Origin of the sequence: Allostella sp. (assembly GCF_041913585.1) — a bacterium.
Taxonomy (GTDB): Bacteria; Pseudomonadota; Alphaproteobacteria; order ATCC43930; family Allostellaceae; genus Allostella.
Genome location: NZ_JAYSFE010000106.1, coordinates 1 through 16,776, shown reverse-complemented (window position 1 = coordinate 16,776; position 16,776 = coordinate 1). Strand labels below are relative to the sequence as shown.

Annotated in this window: 17 protein-coding genes and 2 pseudogenes; 3 read left to right on the top strand and 16 right to left on the bottom strand. The window is 72.2% G+C overall.

Annotation, left to right across the window (positions count from 1 at the left end; genetic code table 11):
• A pseudogene (locus ACE3Q3_RS18050) lies at positions 1-97 on the bottom strand (4-hydroxy-tetrahydrodipicolinate synthase); the annotation flags it as partial.
• A gap of 201 nt (positions 98-298) precedes the next feature.
• Positions 299-1,897 (bottom strand): malate synthase A, encoded by a 1,599-nt coding sequence (gene aceB / locus ACE3Q3_RS18045; RefSeq protein WP_374448426.1) that lies wholly within the window; start codon positions 1,895-1,897, stop codon positions 299-301.
• Positions 1,898-2,031: 134 nt separating this feature from the next.
• On the opposite strand from aceB, the gene ACE3Q3_RS18040 reads away from it, so the two are divergent.
• Complete coding sequence (locus ACE3Q3_RS18040; RefSeq protein ID WP_374448424.1) at positions 2,032-2,367, top strand: DUF1491 family protein; 336 nt, start codon at positions 2,032-2,034, stop codon at positions 2,365-2,367.
• A gap of 4 nt (positions 2,368-2,371) precedes the next feature.
• Here the strand turns inward: ACE3Q3_RS18040 and ACE3Q3_RS18035 are convergent, their stop codons facing one another.
• The 3 genes from ACE3Q3_RS18035 to fumC all read right to left on the bottom strand — a co-directional run bounded on the left by ACE3Q3_RS18035 (position 2,372) and on the right by fumC (position 5,411).
• Positions 2,372-3,283 (bottom strand): hypothetical protein, encoded by a 912-nt coding sequence (locus tag ACE3Q3_RS18035; protein WP_374448423.1) that lies wholly within the window; start codon positions 3,281-3,283, stop codon positions 2,372-2,374.
• Positions 3,280-3,822, bottom strand: coding sequence for a hypothetical protein (locus ACE3Q3_RS18030; protein WP_374448421.1), 543 nt, complete (start codon positions 3,820-3,822; stop codon positions 3,280-3,282). Before ACE3Q3_RS18030 ends, ACE3Q3_RS18035 begins: the two co-directional genes overlap by 4 nt.
• Before the next feature lie 167 nt (positions 3,823-3,989).
• The gene (gene fumC, locus ACE3Q3_RS18025) at positions 3,990-5,411 is read right to left on the bottom strand and encodes a class II fumarate hydratase (protein ID WP_374448420.1); all 1,422 of its coding nucleotides are present in this window, start codon (positions 5,409-5,411) and stop codon (positions 3,990-3,992) included.
• Positions 5,412-5,492: 81 nt separating this feature from the next.
• Between fumC and ACE3Q3_RS18020 the strand changes: the two genes are divergently transcribed.
• On the top strand, positions 5,493-6,326 hold the full coding sequence (locus tag ACE3Q3_RS18020; protein ID WP_374448419.1) for a hypothetical protein: 834 nt from the start codon (positions 5,493-5,495) through the stop codon (positions 6,324-6,326).
• A gap of 11 nt (positions 6,327-6,337) precedes the next feature.
• Here ACE3Q3_RS18020 and ACE3Q3_RS18015 read toward each other — a convergent pair whose 3' ends face one another.
• From ACE3Q3_RS18015 to ACE3Q3_RS17970, 10 genes are all read right to left on the bottom strand, one after another.
• Positions 6,338-7,156 (bottom strand): isocitrate lyase/phosphoenolpyruvate mutase family protein, encoded by an 819-nt coding sequence (locus tag ACE3Q3_RS18015; protein ID WP_374448418.1) that lies wholly within the window; start codon positions 7,154-7,156, stop codon positions 6,338-6,340.
• A 95-nt stretch (positions 7,157-7,251) separates the two neighbouring features.
• The gene (locus tag ACE3Q3_RS18010; protein ID WP_374448417.1) at positions 7,252-7,992 is read right to left on the bottom strand and encodes an SDR family NAD(P)-dependent oxidoreductase; all 741 of its coding nucleotides are present in this window, start codon (positions 7,990-7,992) and stop codon (positions 7,252-7,254) included.
• Complete coding sequence (locus tag ACE3Q3_RS18005; RefSeq protein WP_374448415.1) at positions 7,985-8,491, bottom strand: winged helix-turn-helix transcriptional regulator; 507 nt, start codon at positions 8,489-8,491, stop codon at positions 7,985-7,987. The genes ACE3Q3_RS18010 and ACE3Q3_RS18005 overlap by 8 nt, the downstream gene beginning before the upstream one ends.
• 27 nt (positions 8,492-8,518) lie before the next feature.
• Positions 8,519-9,316, bottom strand: a complete 798-nt coding sequence (locus ACE3Q3_RS18000; RefSeq protein ID WP_374448414.1) for a hypothetical protein — start codon at positions 9,314-9,316, stop codon at positions 8,519-8,521.
• Positions 9,313-10,185, bottom strand: a complete 873-nt coding sequence (locus ACE3Q3_RS17995; RefSeq protein WP_374448413.1) for a glycosyltransferase family 2 protein — start codon at positions 10,183-10,185, stop codon at positions 9,313-9,315. The genes ACE3Q3_RS18000 and ACE3Q3_RS17995 overlap by 4 nt, the downstream gene beginning before the upstream one ends.
• A 2-nt stretch (positions 10,186-10,187) precedes the next feature.
• Positions 10,188-11,078: a glucose-1-phosphate thymidylyltransferase RfbA gene (gene rfbA / locus ACE3Q3_RS17990; protein WP_374448412.1), complete on the bottom strand. Its 891-nt coding sequence runs from the start codon at positions 11,076-11,078 to the stop codon at positions 10,188-10,190.
• Positions 11,075-11,998, bottom strand: coding sequence for a dTDP-4-dehydrorhamnose reductase (rfbD, locus tag ACE3Q3_RS17985; protein WP_374448410.1), 924 nt, complete (start codon positions 11,996-11,998; stop codon positions 11,075-11,077). Before rfbD ends, rfbA begins: the two co-directional genes overlap by 4 nt.
• Positions 11,995-13,062 (bottom strand): dTDP-glucose 4,6-dehydratase, encoded by a 1,068-nt coding sequence (rfbB, locus tag ACE3Q3_RS17980; protein ID WP_374448409.1) that lies wholly within the window; start codon positions 13,060-13,062, stop codon positions 11,995-11,997. Before rfbB ends, rfbD begins: the two co-directional genes overlap by 4 nt.
• A 6-nt stretch (positions 13,063-13,068) precedes the next feature.
• Complete coding sequence (rfbC, locus tag ACE3Q3_RS17975) at positions 13,069-13,641, bottom strand: dTDP-4-dehydrorhamnose 3,5-epimerase (protein WP_374448408.1); 573 nt, start codon at positions 13,639-13,641, stop codon at positions 13,069-13,071.
• A 58-nt stretch (positions 13,642-13,699) separates the two neighbouring features.
• Positions 13,700-14,665 (bottom strand): LysR family transcriptional regulator, encoded by a 966-nt coding sequence (locus ACE3Q3_RS17970; RefSeq protein ID WP_374448428.1) that lies wholly within the window; start codon positions 14,663-14,665, stop codon positions 13,700-13,702.
• Positions 14,666-14,809: 144 nt separating this feature from the next.
• On the opposite strand from ACE3Q3_RS17970, the gene ACE3Q3_RS17965 reads away from it, so the two are divergent.
• Entirely contained in the window at positions 14,810-16,231 is a 1,422-nt protein-coding gene (locus ACE3Q3_RS17965; protein ID WP_374448406.1) for an amidase, read from the top strand.
• Here ACE3Q3_RS17965 and ACE3Q3_RS17960 read toward each other — a convergent pair.
• A pseudogene (locus ACE3Q3_RS17960) lies at positions 16,232-16,776 on the bottom strand (ATP-dependent DNA ligase); the annotation flags it as partial.

Below are 16,776 nucleotides of genomic sequence, written 5' to 3'. Positions count from 1 at the left end.
CGGCGATCTGCCAGGCCACGAAATCCTGGAACGCTTTCTCGTCCACCTTGCCGTCACGGAAAGGTGTCACGAGGGCGACCAGCGATCCCTTGAACATGGCGAACTCCTTCGATCTCGGCGGCCGTCGGGGACGGACCGCGGCCGGCGACGATACAGGTCCGGGCGCGGCGCGGCAACGGTCACCCGCCGAGCGGCAGAACCCGCAGCCGCAGGCGATCCCCATCGAGACTGACGATCGCGCCCGCCGCCAGTTCCACCGCCACCTTCGATAGCGCCGCCCGCGCCCGCAGATGTCCCCTCAATCCACCATGTCGTAGGCCGGGAGCGTCAGGAACTCCTCGAACTGCTCGGCCTCGACCAGCCGGGTGAAGAGGGCGGCGGCATCGTCCCAGCGGCCGGCGCCGAAGCGCTCGGGGCCGATCTGCTGGGCGGTCTTGACCAGTTCCTGCTCGACGATGATGCGGCAGAGCCGGGCGTCGACGGGGCGGCCGTCGTCCAGCTTCGCGCCATGGTGGATCTGCTGCCAGACCTGGGCGCGGCTGATCTCGGCCGTCGCCGCGTCCTCCATCAGGTTGTAGAGCGGGACGCAGCCGATGCCGCGCAGCCATGCCTCGATGTAGCCGATGCCGACATTGATGTTCTGGCGCAGGCCGGCCTCGGTGATCGGCCCCTCGGGCACGCGCAGCAGGTCGTCGGCCGTGACGTGGACGTCCTGGCGCTGGCGGGCGATCTGGTTCGCCTCCTTCATGACGCGGTCGAAGATGTCCTTGGCGATCGGCACCAGGCCCGGATGGGCGACCCAGGTCCCGTCGTGCCCGTCGCCGGCCTCGCGCTCCTTGTCGGCGCGGACCTTGGCCATCGCCGCCTCGTTCGCCTCGGGATCGTTGCGGATCGGGATCTGCGCCGCCATGCCGCCCATCGCGTGGACCTTGCGGCGGTGGCAGGTCTTGATGACGAGCAGGCTGTAGGAGCGCAGGAAATGCGTGGTCATGGTGACCAGCCCGCGGTCCGGCAGCAGCGCCTCGGGATCGTTGCGGAACTTCTTGATGAAGCTGAAGATGTAGTCCCAGCGGCCGCAGTTGAGCCCGGCCGAGTGGTCGCGCAGTTCCCACAGGATCTCGTCGACCTCGAAGGTGGCGAGGATGGTCTCGACCAGCACCGTCGCCTTGATCGTGCCCTTGGGAATGCCGAGGGCGGCCTGGGCGTGGACGAAGACGTCGTTCCACAGGCGCGCCTCGAGATGCGATTCCATCTTCGGCAGGTAGAAGTAGGGCCCGCTGCCCTTGGCGAGGAGCTGCCGGACATTGTGGAAGAAGTAGAGGCCGAAATCGAAGAGCGAGCCCGACATCGGCTGGCCGTCGACCAGGACGTGCTTCTCCACCAGGTGCCAGCCGCGGGCGCGCACGAAGAGGACGGCGTGCTTCTCGTTGAGGCGGTAGTGCCGGCCGGTCGCCGGATCGTCGTAGGTGATGGTGCCGGCATTGGCGTCGCGGAGGTTGAGCTGGCCCTCCAGCATGTTGGCCCAGGTCGGCGTGCTCGCGTCCTCGAAGTCGGCCATGAAGACGCTGGCGCCGGAATTGAGCGCGTTGATGATCATCTTGCGGTCGACGGGGCCGGTGATCTCGACCCGGCGGTCGTGGATGTCGGCCGGCAGCGGCGCCACCGTCCAGTCGGCGTCGCGGATCGGCTTCGTCTCGGCGAGGAAGTCCGGCTTCCAGCCGGCATCGAGCTTCGCCTGGACCTCGCGGCGCTTGGCCAGGAGTTCGCGGCGGCGGGCACCGAAGCGGCGCTCCAGGTCGGCCACGAACGCCACGGCCTCGGCGGTCAGCACGGTCTCGAAGCCGGGCTGCATCGCCCCCGTGATCGTGACGCCGGAAACGCCTGCGAAATTCTCCATCCCCCGAGCTCCTCGTGATCGTTGCCGCGGCCCACACCCTGGATGTGGCGGATTGTCGGAAAGCCGGCCGGTTGTGCCGCCCGGATGCGGCATCGTCAAGGCTGCCGACGGCTGATATGTTGACAATCGTCCCGATGGAACCCCGCCTCAAGAGCCGCCTGCGCGTCGCCGCCGAGATCCGCCGCTGCGACGCCGCCGGCATCGCCGCCGCCGTCGTCCGGCGCGGCGATCCCGACGCCGGCGCCGTCCTCGTCAAGGTCAACCGCTTCGCCGCCGGCTGCCGCGTCTACGCCGGCGGCTACGGGCCGGACGGGCGCCGCGTCTGGCGCTCCGGCACCGGGCCGGACCCGGTGCCCGAGGCGGCCGCCGACGCCTATGTCGAGCGCGAGCGCGAGCGCGATCCCGACCTCTGGGTGGTCGAGATCGACGACCCCCACGCCCGCTACGAACCGGAGGCGGGCGCCGCCTGAACGGCTATCCGCCGGCTGCCACCAGCCGGCAGTGGACGCTGTTCCACTCCAGGCCGCCGCGCACGACGACGTCGAGGCGGGCGTCGGCATGGCGACAATCGCGATACCCGTCCTTGCGCATGACCAGGCTCCGCAGGGCCGATGCCGGCAGGTTGCGGACGCCGACCTCGGTCGCGACCTGGCCGGCGAGCCCGTCGAAGGCGACCGTCGCCCCCGCGGGCGTGCTGGAAAAGAGCCAGCGGGCGCCGAGGTCGGTGCCGAGGCCGACCGGCAGCATGGCCGGGCCGGGCGCGTCGTCGGAAACGAAGCCGGAGCCGGGCCGGAAGACGACAAGGGGGACGCCCAGCGGCGCCGTCTGCCGATGTCGCACGCCGGCCCGATGGGAGCGCGCCATCCAGGCGACATCGCCGCCGACGGCCGCGACGCGCATCGGCGGCGCCAGCGCGAAACCGCGCCGGGCCGCGACCTCGTCCGCACCCTCGCCCGTCTCCGCCCGGAGAGCTGGACGCACCAGTTCGAGGGGAATCTGGAGGCCGATCACCGGCATGGTGCCGGTCGCCACCGGCACCGACACCACCGCGCCGTCGCGGTCGAGCAGGACGAACGCGCCGTCCCCGGTACGCCGCAACGTCAGGACCCGCGTCCGGTCGCGCGCGGCAGCGATGGCGATGCCGCGATCGAGGTCCGTCGGCGCCGCCGGCACGAAACCCGGGACCGGAAAGCCGCGGTCGCGGCCGGCCGTGGCGACCAGCGCGAGGCGGCGTCCGTCGCGCAGCGCATCCACCTCGGCGACGAACGCCCGGTCGGCGCTGCCGATCGAGAGTGCCAGCCAGACGGCGTCCTGCTGGGCGGTCGCCGCGCCGGTCACGCCCGCCGCCAGCACCGCCGCCAGCGCCGCCCCGCGAGCCGCCCTCATGGCGGCCCCTCCGGCCGCAGCACCAGGTAGACGAGCGCGAAGGCCGCGACGACGGCCACCAGCAGCGTCGCCGACTGCCAGTTCAGCGACGGCTCGATCAGCTCGATGCTGACGCGATCGAACTGGAGCTGCGCGAGAAGCGCCAGCTTGGCCTTGCCGCCGAAGAAGACCGACAGCACCGCGGCGACCAGGAACACCGCGCCCGCGGCCGCCTTGTGCAGTGCCGGGCAGCGCCGCCGCTCCTGATCGGCGTTGAGCGCGAAGCCGACGACGACGAAGAGCGCCAGGCAGACATGGACGTGGGTGTCGACGAAGCTGGTCAGCACCTGCCCGATCGTCTGCCCGTAGGCGCCCTTCTCGAAGGCCGGGTTTCCGAGCACCGGTCCGCCGAGCGGATCGGGCAGGACCCGGCCGGAGAGGAGGAAGATGCAGAGCGCGACGGAGGCCAGCGCCACCAGCATCAGCAGGCCCGGCACCCGTCGGCGCCAGCCGGGTGGGCGGACCGCGAATTCCTGGGGAGACGCGGGTGGGATCGGCACCGGCTCGGCCCCCTCGTCGGCAATCGGTCGTCGGCAATCGGACGACGGGCGAGCGGATGGTGCCACGGCGAGGCACCGGTCGGCCAGCCCTTCGCCAGCCACTACTTTACGTCGTATTTTTCATGTATACTTCTACGTAAATGCCGCCTCACCCGATCGCCGCCCGGTCACCCGCCCGAGATCATCGTCTCCGGCCGGACGGCGGCATCGAAGGCGGCGGAATCGAGGTAGCCGAGGGCCAGCGCGGCCGCCCGCAGCGTCGTGCCCTCGTGGTGCGCCTTCTTGGCGATCTCCGCCGCCCGGTCGTAGCCGATGGCCGGCGTCAGCGCCGTCACCAGCATCAGCGATTCCTCCAGGTGACGGGCGATCCGTACCCGGTCCGGCTCGATGCCGGCGACGCAATTGTCGGCGAAGCTGCGGGCGGCGTCGGCCAGCAGGCGCACCGACTGCAGCAGCGCATGGATGACGACCGGCTTGAAGACGTTGAGCTGCAGGTGGCCCTGCATGCCGGCGACGGTGACGGCGACGTGGTTGCCCATGACCTGGGCCGCGACCATCGTCAGGGCCTCGGCCTGGGTCGGGTTGACCTTGCCGGGCATGATCGAAGACCCGGGCTCGTTCTCGGGCAGGACGAGTTCGCCCAGTCCCGCCCGCGGCCCGGACGCCAGCAGACGGACGTCGTTGCCGACCTTGGTGAGGGCGACCGCGGCCACGTTGAGGGCGCCGGAGGCGGCGACGAAGGCGTCGTGCGCCGCCATCGTCGCGAACCGGTCGGCGGCCGGCGTGAACTCGGAGCCGGCGAGCGCCGTCAGTTCCCGGGCGAACCGCACGGCGAAGCCGGCCGGGGCGTTGAGGCCGGTGCCGACGGCGGTTCCACCCTGCGGCACGGCACGAAGCGCCGGCAGCGCCGCCCGCACGCCCGAGGCCGCCGCCTCGACCTGCGTCGCCCAGGCGCCGATCTCCTGCCCGAGCGTCATCGGCACCGCGTCCTGCAGGTGCGTCCGCCCCAGCTTGACGATGTCGGCGAAGGCGGCGGCGCGGCCGCGCAGCGTCCCGGCCAGATGCTCGAGGGTCGGCAGCAGCCGGCCCTCGATCGCCAGCACGGCGGCGACATGCATCGCGGTCGGAAAGCTGTCGTTCGACGACTGGCTGCGGTTGACATGGTCGTTGGGATGGACCTGCCGCGCGCCACGCCGGCCGCCCAGGATCTCGGCCGCCCGGTTGGCGATCACCTCGTTGGCATTCATGTTGGTCTGGGTGCCGGAACCGGTCTGCCAGACGACCAGCGGGAAATGGTCGTCGAGCAGCCCCGCCGCCACTTCCCCCGCCGCCTGGTCGACGGCGCGGCCGACCGCCGCATCGAGCACGCCCGCCGCCATGTTCGCGCGCGCCGCCGCCTGCTTCTGCAGGCCGAAGGCCCGCACCACCTCGACCGGCATCCGCTCGCCGCCGATGCGGAAGTTCTGCAGCGACCGCTGGGTCTGGGCGCCCCAGAGGCGGTCGTCCGGCACCGCCACCGGGCCGAGGCTGTCCGTCTCGATGCGGGAGCCGGTTCCATCCGAGGGGGGAAGATGCTGTTCCGACGACATGGCTGTTCTCTCCTGCGCGGGCTCGTGGCAAGAAGATGGGGAGCAGCGCAAACGGCTGCGAGCGATTTTCACCGAGCCGAAATGCGCCGTCCCGCCCTCGCCGCCGTCCTCCTGATCCTGGCCCTGCTGCCCTGCCCTTCCTGGGCATGGACGCTGTTCTTCGAATCGGTCCCGGTCGCCGGCTACACGCTGCCGGGCCTGGTCGGCGCGCCCTATGTCGAACGTCTGGCGCTGACGCGGGCCTCGGCCGACGGCGTGGTGCCGCAGGTGACGGCCTCGCTCGGCCTCGCCGGCAAGACCTCGACGATCGCGGTCGGGCCCTGCGGCTGGAAGCTTGGAACCCAGCCCGCCATGCGGCTGGAGATCGCCAGCGACCGCACCGCCGCCCTCAACCTCGCCGCGGCGCTGGGCTACGTCTTCCGGCAGTCGGCGGTGCTGGCGGCCGATTTCGACGACCCCGCCGCCGATGCGGTCTACGGCGTCGTGAAGCTGCCGCCGGGGCCGGTCGACCCCGTCCTGACCCATCGGTTCTACATGCACGCCGCCGCAATCGATCGCATCCTCGACGGCGGCTACAGCACGGTGCCGGAGGGGCTGCTCTTCCTCGATCTCGGGCGGAGCGACCCGGACCGGTTCCTGGCCAGCCTGCGGCGGGCGGCCGAGACCTTCGGCGAGGCCGACGTGAAATTCGTCCGCTCGGGCAAGGCGAAGGCGGTCCTCGTCCTCAACAACTGGGACACCGATCCCGAAGGCGGGGCCTTCCGCCACCGCTTTCCGCCGTCGCTGGTGACGTTGCTGGACCAGGCGGCCGCGCGCAATCAGGCGATCATCGACCGGCTCGCCGAGCGCTTCCGGTGGCGGCCGCCCCCGCTGGCGCGGGAAGCCGAGCCTCAGGCGACCACCACCGGTCCCTGATCGGCCGGGCTTCAGCGCCGCGGTGCGTGCAGCCGGTTGAGGTCGGCATAGGGCATCGCCCGGCGCGTCACCGCGTCGCAATCCCCGTCGGCCAGGAACGAACGGGCAAGCTCGGCCGCCTCCGTCAGCACGCTCTGGGCGATCGCGCCGCCGGCGCTGAGCCGCCGGGCGCCGAGTTCGCGCAGGCGCCGGGCCGGCGGCACCCCGGGCTGGGCCATGATGTTGAGCGGCAAGCCGGCGCCGGCGGCGATCGCCGCGATGTCGGCGTCGGCGCGGGCGCCCGGCACGAACAGCCCGTCGGCGCCGGCCGCCTTGTAGAGGCCGGCCCGCCGCAGGACCTCGGCGACGCGCTCGCCCTCGGGCGCCAGGCCGCGCAGGAAGACGTCGGTGCGGGCATTGACGAAGACGCGCACCCCGGCCGCCGCGCCGGCCTCGCGGGCAGCGGCGATCTTGGCGGCGAACCGGTCCGGCGCGGTGGTGCCGTCCTCGAGGTTGATGCCGACGGCGCCCGCCGCGACGACGTCGCCGACCAGCCGGCCGACCGCCACCGGATCGTCGGAGAAGCCGCCCTCGATGTCGGTGGTGAGCGGCACCTCCAGCACCCGCGCGATGTCGGCGATGGTAGCGAGCAGCGTCGGCAGCGGGAGCGCGTGGCCGTCGGCATAGCCCCGCGCCCAGGAGACGCCGGAACTGGTGGTCGCGATCGCCGGCGCCCCCAGGCTCTCGATCAGCCGGGCGCTGCCGGCGTCCCAGGCGTTGGCGAGGACGAGGAACTGCCCCTCGCCGTGCAGGGCGTGGAAGGCTTCGGCCTGGGCTTCGCGGTCGCGCATGGCGGTTCTCCCGGGGGGACTCGGTCGTCGCTCGAGGCGACAAGGAACGACGGCCGGCCCGCCCTTGTCCAGGCACGGGAGGGCGCTTGCTCCGGTCAGAACGTCTCCTTGAACGGCCGCAGGTCGATCTCCTGCGTCCAGGCCGAGCGCGGCTGCCGGTGGATCTGCCAGTAGGTCTCGGCCAGCGGCTCGATGCCGATCAGCCCGTCCGGTCCCGCCTCGGCCGCCCGGCCGGGATTGCGCGACAGCAGCCGGTCGCCGTCGATGCCGCCGTCGACGACGACGTGCGCGACATGGAGGCCGGCAGGCCCGAACTCGCGCGCCATGCTCTGCGCCACCATCCGGAGCCCCGCCTTGGCGGCGGCGAACTGGGCGAAGCCCGCCTTGCCGCGCAGGCTGGCCGAGGCCCCGGTGAAGAGGACCGTGCCGCGGCCGAGCGGCACCATCCGCCGCGCCGCCTCGCGGCCGACGAGGAACCCCGCGAAGCAGCCGACCCGCCAGAACTCCTCGAAGAGCGCGGCGTCGAGCTCCCGGAACGGGACATGCCGGTTGTTGGCGGTGTTGGCGACGACGAGGTCGACGGGCGCCAGGCCGGGTCCGGGCGCCGCCGCCCGGTCGAAGAGGCGCACCACGTCGGCCTCCCGGGTGGCGTCCGTCACGACCGGCTCGGCCGCGCCGCCGGCGGCGATGATCGTCCGCGCGACCCGGTCGATCCTGGCCTCGGTGCGGCCCGCGACCAGGACATGGTGCCCGCCCGCGGCGAACCGCCGGCAGAGCGCCGCCCCCAGCCCGCGTTCGGCCCCGACTCCGACGACGACGGCAACCGGCTTATCCATTGCGCTTCTCCCGCATGCGTTCGGCAAAGGCGACCCGGCGGCGCACGCCCTCGCTGGCGGCGGGGCCGGCGGCGAACCTGAAATGCCGGTCGTCGATCGGCCTGCCGCTCTCCCGGTCGACGAGGACGGGATCGGCCGGCCGGCCGGTCTCGACGTCGACGAGCTGGCTGGCGATCCCCTCCTCGGCGAAGTGGCGGTTGCCCCAGGCCATGAGCGCGATCAGGACCGGCCGGAACTCCCGCCCGCGGTCGGTCAGCAGATATTCGTCGCGCGGCGGCCGCTCGCTGTAGCGCCGGCGCTCCATCAGTCCCGCCTCGACGAGCGCGTTGAGACGGCGCGTCAGCATGTTGGTGGCGATCGGCAGGCTCTTCTGGAACTGGTCGAAGCGGGTCAGCCCGTGGAAGGCGTCGCGCAGGATGAGGATGCTCCACCACTCGCCGACGCGCTCCAGGCTGCGGGCGATCGGGCACTGCATGCCCGCGAAGCTCTTGCGCTGCATGGAAGGAGCCTAGGCTTCAGACTTGCATCACGCAAGCATGGCGCCGGCCCGGACGAGCGGCAGGATCGCCGTGTCGATCTCGGTACGGAACGGCGCGAAGTCGTCGCCTCCGGCCGGCAGGCGCGCGGGCTCGGCCTCGGTCAGGCGGGAATGCAGGCTTTCCCCACCGCCGCGGAGGTACTGGTTGACCCGCAGGCGCAGGCAGGACGGATCCTCGGCCCAACCGCCGGCGAGCGGCCGCCCGCTCTCGGTCACGGCCGGTGCGTCGTCACGGAAGGCGAAGGCGTGACGGCCGAGCGCCGCATGGGTCTCAGCCGGGCGCACGACGAAGGCGACGCGCGCCGCCAGCGGCCGGTAGCTCGCATGCTGCGCCGGATCGAGCCCGGGCGCACGCAGCGCCGCCGGCAGGGCGAGAACGAGGTCCGCCGCGGCGCGGCGAATCGCCCGCCACGGCGCCGCCTGCGGGTCGTCGGCGGGCGCATAGACGCGGCGCGCGACGCCCACTCCCGGCACGCCGGCAAAATCCTGGAGCGCCGTCCCGAGGTCGGTCCCGTCGGTCGCGAACAGGTACTCGTCGGGCTCCAGGAACGCCAGCCACTCGGCATCGGGCCCGTGATGGAAGAGGCAATGGTCCCAGGCGGGGCGGTGCGGCCGGGCGAAGGGCCAGTCGGCGACGGTGACGTCGGGCGCCGCCGGGATTGCCGGACCCCCGGTGCGGTAGAGATGGAAGCGGCCGACGCCCTGGCGCCGGTGGAAGTCCAGCCACGGCGCCAGCGGCGGCCCGGCCTCGGCGACGATCGCGGCGGCGGCGAGGCGGACCGTCATGCCGCCGCGCCGAAGAGCGGCCGCCAGCCGGGCAGGCCGCGGGCGAGCGGCAAGATCGTGGTGTCCGTCTCGGCGTTCATCAGCCGTTCGACCGATCGGTTGAAGTCGAGCGACGGCGCCTGGCCGATCCAGGCGACGCCGCGCGCCGTCTTGGCCTCGAGTTCGGCCTGCGACTTGCTCCAGTAGTGGTTGATGCGGAGCCGCGTCAGCCCGATCGTGGCGGACCAGGGGCCGTCGATCGGTACGCCGTCCTCGGTGACGGCGAACCTGCCGTCGGCATAGGCGAAATGGTGCGGCGTCACCGCACGGAGCGTGACCCGCGGCCGCACGATCGACTTCACGTGGCTGTTCATCGGCCGGTAGCTGTCGCTCCGCCGCGGGTCGAGCCCCGGGCCCTTGAGATAGGCGTGATAGGGCACCACGACCCCGGTCGCGCCGCGGCGCACGTAGCTCTGGGTGACGAGCCCGGCCGGCCGGGTGGCATGGCCGCCGGTGCCGAACACCATCCAGTTGACGGCGACGCCGGGCCGGTCGCGATAGGCCTCCAGCACCGTCGGCAGCGGTCGTCCGTCGGGGGCGAAGAGGAATTCGTCGAGATCGACGAAGGCGATCCAGTCGGCAGCGTCGCGGAAGCGCTCCAGACAGTCGCGGTAGGCGCGGACCTGGCCCTGCGGTCCCGGGCAGGACAGGACGGTGGTCCGGCCCGCCTGCCCGCTCGCCGCCACCGCCGCGCGCCAGTCGTCGGTCGAATCGTTGTCGTAGAGGAAGAAGGCGTCCACCCCCATGCGGGCGTGGAAGGCCAGCCACTCGGCGAGGTAGGGCGCCTCGTTGCGGAAGACGGCGCCGATCGCGAGGCCGGCGCGCGCCATGCTCAAAGCCCTTCGGTCGGCGGCCCGCCGTCGGCCACCAGCCGCTGCAGATAGAGCCCGTACTCGTTCGCCTTCATGCCGGCCGCCAGCCGCTCCAGCGCCGCGGAGTCGATGAAGCCCATGCGGTAGGCGACCTCCTCGACGCAGGCGATCTTCAGGCCCTGGCGGGCCTCGACGGTGCGGACATATTCCGACGCCTCCAGCAGCGACTGGTGGGTGCCGGTGTCGAGCCAGGCATAGCCGCGGCCGAGCCGCTCGACCCGCAGGTCGCCGCGCTCGAGATAGCGGTTGTTGACGTCGGTGATCTCGAGTTCGCCGCGCGGCGAGGGCTTCACCGCCGCCGCGATGTCGCAGACGTCGGCGTCGTAGAAATAGAGGCCGGTCACCGCCCAGTTGGACTTGGGCTGCGGCGGCTTCTCCTCGATGCTGGTCGCCCGGCCGTCCTCGTCGAAGGCGACGACGCCGTAGCGCTCGGGGTCGCGCACCCAGTAGCCGAAGACCGTGGCGCCCGTCGGCTGCTCGGCCGCCCGGCGCAGGAGCTGGGTCAGCCCGTGGCCGTAGAAGATGTTGTCGCCGAGGACGAGCGCCGAGCGGTCGCCGGCGACGAAGCTGCGGCCGATGATGAAGGCCTGCGCCAGCCCCTCCGGCTTGGGCTGCACCCGATATTCGAGCCGGATGCCCCATTGCGAGCCGTCGCCGAGCAGCGCCTGGAAGAGCGCCTGGTCCTGCGGCGTGGTGATGACGAGGATTTCCCGGATGCCGGCCAGCATCAGCGTGGTCAGCGGATAGAAGATCATCGGCTTGTCGTAGACCGGCAGGAGCTGCTTGCTGACGACGCGCGTGATCGGATAGAGGCGCGTGCCCGAGCCCCCGGCCAGGATGATGCCCTTCATGCCCTTCCTTCTCCACCGGCCGGGGCCGGAGGGGCCGCGGCGGTCGTTTCGTCGAGGACAACGGCCAAGCCCGCCCGCCAGTCCGGCGCGGCGATGCCGTAGGCGACGCGGATCCGCCCGCAGTCGAGGACCGAGTTGGCCGGCCGGCGCGCCGGCGTCGGGTAGTCCGCGGTCGCGATCGGCACCAGCGCCGGCCGCCGGCCGGTCCGCCGCGCCATCTCGGCGAAGACGGCCTCGGCGAGCCCGGCCCAGCTCGTCGGCGGCGTGCCGGCGAAATGGAAGGTGCCCCATCGCCCGGACCCGTCGGCCACCCGGCGGGCGATCGTCACCGTCGCCTCGGCAATGGCGGCGGCGGGTGTCGGACAGCCGTGCTGGTCGGCGACGACCCGGACCTCCGCCCGCTCCGTGCCGAGGCGCCACATGGTGCGCACGAAATTGGCGCCGAGCGCGCCGAACACCCAGCTCGTGCGCAGGATGACGTGGCGGTCGTGGGCCGCCCGGAGCGCCCGCTCGCCCGCCTCCTTGGAGGCGCCGTAGACGCCGAGCGGCGCCACCGGGTCGTCCTCGCCGCGCCCGCCGCTGCCGTTGCCGTTGCCGTTGCCGTCGAAGACGTAGTCGGTCGAATAGTGGATGACGGCGGCGCCGCACTCGCGCGCGGCCGCGCCGACGATCCCGGGGGCGACGGCATTGACCGCGAACGCGGCCTCGCGCTCGGATTCCGCCCGGTCGACCGCGGTGTAGGCGCCGGCGTTGACGACGAGGTCCGGCGCGCAACCGAGGATCGCGGCCCGCAGCGCCGCCGGGTCGGCGAGATCCGCCTCTGCCCGGGCCCGTCCCTCGACCTGCCAGCCCCCGGGCCAGGGCCGGCGCATCAGCTCGCGGCCGACCTGCCCGCCGGCCCCGAGGACCAGCACCCTCACGCCGCCGCACCTCCGCTGAGGCCGAGGCGCTCGCCACGGTACTGGCCGCTCTGGATGGCCTGCCACCATGCACGATTGTCGAGATACCAGCGCACCGTCCCGCGCAGCCCGCTCTCGAAGGTCTCGGCCGGCGTCCAGCCGAGTTCGCGGCGGATCTTGGCGGCGTCGATGGCATAGCGCAGGTCGTGGCCCGGCCGGTCCGAGACGAAGCCGATCAGCCGCTCGTGCGGGCGATGGGGCGAATCCGGCAGCATCTCGTCGAGCAGGGCGCAGATGCTGCGGACGACGGCGATGTTGGTGCGCTCGCAGTCGCCGCCGATATTGTAGCTCTCGCCGATGCGGCCGGCCTCGAAGACCCGGTGCAAGGCCCGGGCATGGTCCTCGACATGGAGCCAGTCGCGGACGTTCTCGCCGCGGCCGTAGACCGGCAGCCGCTCGCCCGCCAGCCCCTTGATGATCATCAGGGGGATCAGCTTCTCGGGAAACTGGTAGGGGCCGTAGTTGTTCGAGCAGTTGCTGGCCACGACCGGCAGCCCGTAGGTGTGGTGCCAGGCCCGGACCAGGTGGTCGGAGGCCGCCTTGCTCGCCGAGTAGGGCGAGTTGGGGGCGTAGGGCGTCTCCTCGGTGAACATGCCGGTCGGCCCGAGGGCGCCGAAGACCTCGTCGGTCGAGACGTGGTGGAAGCGGAAGCGCGCCTGCGCCTCGCCGACGAGCCCGCGCCAGTAGGCGAGCGCCTCCTGCAGCAGCGCGAAGGTGCCGACGATGTTGGTCTCGATGAAGGCCGCCGGGCCGTCGATCGAGCGGTCGACATGGCTCTCCGCCGCCAGATGCATCACCCCGTCGGGCCGGTGCGTCCGGAAGATCCGGGCCATCTCCGCCCGGTCGCCGATGTCGGCACGCTCGAACCGGTAGAGCGGGCTTCCCGCGACCGGGTCGAGCGAGGCAAGGTTGGCGGCGTAGGTCAGCTTGTCGACGTTGACCACCTCCCATCCGACGATCCCGACGAGATGGCGGATGACCGCCGAGCCGATGAAGCCGGCGCCGCCGGTCACGAGAATCCGCATCGGGATCTAGGCCGCCTCGGCCGGGTAGGAGAAATAGGCAGGGAGTTCGGCCAGCGTCGGATGACGCCGGTCCTTGTCCGACAGGACCGCCTCGTCCGGCCCGACCGGCCAGCGGATACCGATCGCGGGATCGTTCCACAGCAGGCCGAAATCGTGCTCCGGCGAATAGTAGTCGGTGACTTTGTAAAGCACCTCGGTGTCGGGCTCGACCGTGCAGAAACCGTGCGCGAAGCCGACCGGAATCCAGATCTGGTTCCATTCGCGCGCGCTCAGCGTCACGGCGACGTGCCGGCCGTAGGTCGGCGAGCCGCGGCGGATGTCGACGGCGACGTCGAGGATCGCGCCGCGAGCGACGCGCAGCAGCTTGGCCTGGGCACGCGGACCGGCCTGGAAATGCAGGCCCCGGATCGTTCCCCGCGTCGCCGAGAACGAATGGTTGTCCTGCACGAATTCCGCATCGATGCCGGCCGCCGCCAGCAGATCCTTGCGGAAGACTTCGGAAAAGAAGCCGCGCGCGTCCCCCCGGCGATCGGGATGGACCAGCTTCACGTCCGGAATCTCGGTGTCGACTATTCTCATGCGGCTTGGCCCGTGCTTAGCACGCGCCCGCGAAAAGCGGCAAGCCGACCCCGCGCCGCTACGGTGCGATCCGGCGGCGAGAATGCTCCGTCGCGGCCCGGACGTCGGCCGGCACCGTCACCGTCTCGGCACCGGTGCGCCGGACATGCTCGGCCAGCATCCGCTCGACCTGCGCGGCGAACGCCTCGGCCAGCAGCGAGGGCGGCCGGCCGGCCGGGCGCAGCATCCGGAACTCGAACACGACCTCGGGCTCGAAGGGCCGCGACACCACCTGGCCCGAGCGCGCGAAATCCCAGGCCGTGAAGGGCTCGACGATCGCGACCCCCATGCCGTTGGCGACGAAGCTGCACGCCGCGGCCGAGACATAGGCGTCGACCATGAGTTGCCGCGCCACCCCCTCGCGCTCGAAGACCTCGTCGATGCGGCGCCGCATGCTGCTGTCGAGGCTGAAGGAGATGAAGCGCTCGCCGTCGAGGTCGCGGGCACGGATCACCGGGCTCGCGGCCAGCGGGTGCGCCGGCGGCAGCACGCAGACGCCCTTGAGGCGGCAGAGGACCCGGGCCGAGACGCCGGGATCGTCGGACGCCAGCATGGTGAAGCCGAGATCCGCCTGCTGGGCGGCGATCTGGTCGACGACGGTGCGCGAACTGCGGACATGCAGGCTCGCCACCACTGCCGGCCGCTCGCGCAGGAAGGCCGACATGGCGTCGGGCAGGAAGGTCCGCCCCAGCGCCATCATGGTGACGACGTTGAGCCGCCCGCCGGCCAGGTTCCGCAGCTCCTCCGAAAGGCGTTCGATGTCGTGCAGCCGGTCGAAGATCGCCTGCGCCTGGCGATGGAGGATCAGTCCCTCCTCGGTCGGGATCAGCCGCCGGCGGTCGCGCCGGAAGAGCGCGAGGCGGGTGTCCTGCTCGAGCGTCGCGACGAGCTTGCTGACGGCCGGCTGGGACAGGCGCATGGCGTGCGCCGCCCCCGTCACCGTCTGATGGTCGATCACGGCGCAGAAGGCTTCCAGTTGCCGCATGCTCACCAAGGCGCCACTCCCCGCGGCCCGACGCCCGGCCGGTTCCGGCTCTCATTCATGGGACGAATGATATCGGCAAAACTTGATCTTTGAACCGGGAGATGGGCGGTGGTCTGCTCGGCGGCCACGAAAACCGGGGGGAACATGACCGATATCCATCGCCTGCCCGCGACCGCGCTCGCGGGCGCCATCGCCGACGGCGCGATCACCGCCGGCCAGGCCGTGGACGCGGCGCTCGCCCGCATCGACCTCCTGGACGACCGGCTGCGCGCCTTCGCGCTGGTCGATGCCGACGGCGCCCGCGCGCGTGCCGCCGAACTCGACCGGATGCGCCAGGGTGGACGCCTCGCCGGCCCGCTGCACGGCGTTCCCTTCTCGGTCAAGGACCTGGTGCTGACCAAGGGCATGGAGACCGCGTTCGGCTCGCACACCATGGCCGGCAACGTCCCCGACTGGGACAATGCCGCGATCGCCCGTCTCAAGGATGCGGGCGGCATCCTGATCGGCAAGACCACGACGCCCGAGTTCGGCCACAAGGCGCTGACCAACAGCCCGCGCCACGGCTGGACGCGCAACCCCTGGAACCCGGGCCGTTCGCCCGGCGGCTCCAGCGGCGGCGCCGCGGTGGCGGTCGCGACCGGGATGGGGCCGGTCGGCGTCAGCACCGACGGTGCCGGCTCGGCGCGCATCCCGGCATCGGCCTGCGGCATCCTCGGCCTCAAGCCGACGCTCGGCCTCGTTCCCTACGATCAGGCGACCGAGCTCTTCTCGAACTTCATCTATCTCGGCATCGCCGCGCGGACGGCGGCGGATGTCGCCCTGATGCTGTCGCTGATGAACGGGGAAAGCGCCAAGGACCCGTGGACGATCGGGCGTCCGCGGCGCGAGTTCGCCGTCGCCGCCGACCCGGTCGCCGGACTGCGCGGCCTCCGCGTCATGCACATCCCGACCATGGGCAATCCCGAGGTCGACCACGACGTCGCCCGGCTGATGGCCGATGCCCTCGACCGGCTGCGCGATGCCGGCGCCGTCGTCACCGTCTTCGACGCGCCCTTCGACTGGTCGAAGCGCACCGCCTACGTGATGATGCGCGCCTACCAGCGCGCCCGCCTCGGCCACCTGCTCGACGGCAACGACCGCGGGCGGATGGACCCCTCGATGGTCTCGGCCCTGGAGGAGAGCACCCGGATGGACCTGAAGGAGGTCCAGTCGGCGCCGATGCTGCGCAGCGAGGTCTTCCACCGGGTCCAGGCGCTGTTCGAGCGCACCGATCTCGTCGTCACCCCGACCGTCGCCGCCCCGCCGCCGCGCTTCGACCAGGGCATCGACGACCCCTTCTTCGTCAACGGCAAGCAGGGCACGCTGCGCGGCAACTGGTACTGCTACACCAGCCCGCACAACATCACCGGGCATCCGGCGATCAGCATCCCGATGGGCTTCACCCCGGACGGCCTGCCGGCAGGCTTCCACGCCGTCGGCCCGTGGTTCGGCGAAGGGCGCCTCATCGACCTCGCCGCCGCCTTCGAACGCCTCGCGCCATGGGCGGATCGCTGGCCGGAGGTCTGATCAGGCCAGCATCGCCGCCAGCACCGGGAGCCGGTCCGCCTCGGCGGCCGGCTTGTCCCAGCGGATGCGGGCGACGCGCGGGAAGCGCATGGCGAGGCCGGACTTGTGCCGGGCCGAGCGCTGGACGCCGTCGAAGGCGATCTCCAGCACCAGTCCCGGCTCGACCTCCCGAACCGGGCCGTAGCGCCGGGTGGTGTGGTTGCGGACCCAGCGGTCGAGCTGCTGCAGCTCCTCGTCGGTGAAGCCGAAATAGGCCTTGCCGACCGACACCAGCTCGCCCGCCTCGGTCCACAGCCCGAACGTGTAGTCGGAATAGAAGGACGAGCGCTTGCCGTGGCCGCGCTGGGCGTACATCAGCACGGCGTCGACGGCGAGCGGGTCGCGCTTCCACTTGTACCAGTGGCCCTTCGGCCGGCCGGCGAGATAGGGGCTGGCGCGGCGCTTCAGCATCAGCCCCTCGATCGCCGCCGCGCGGGCGTCGGCGCGCCGCTGCGCCAGGTCGGGCCAGGTGGTGAAGCCGATCAGCGGCGACAGGTCCATGCGCG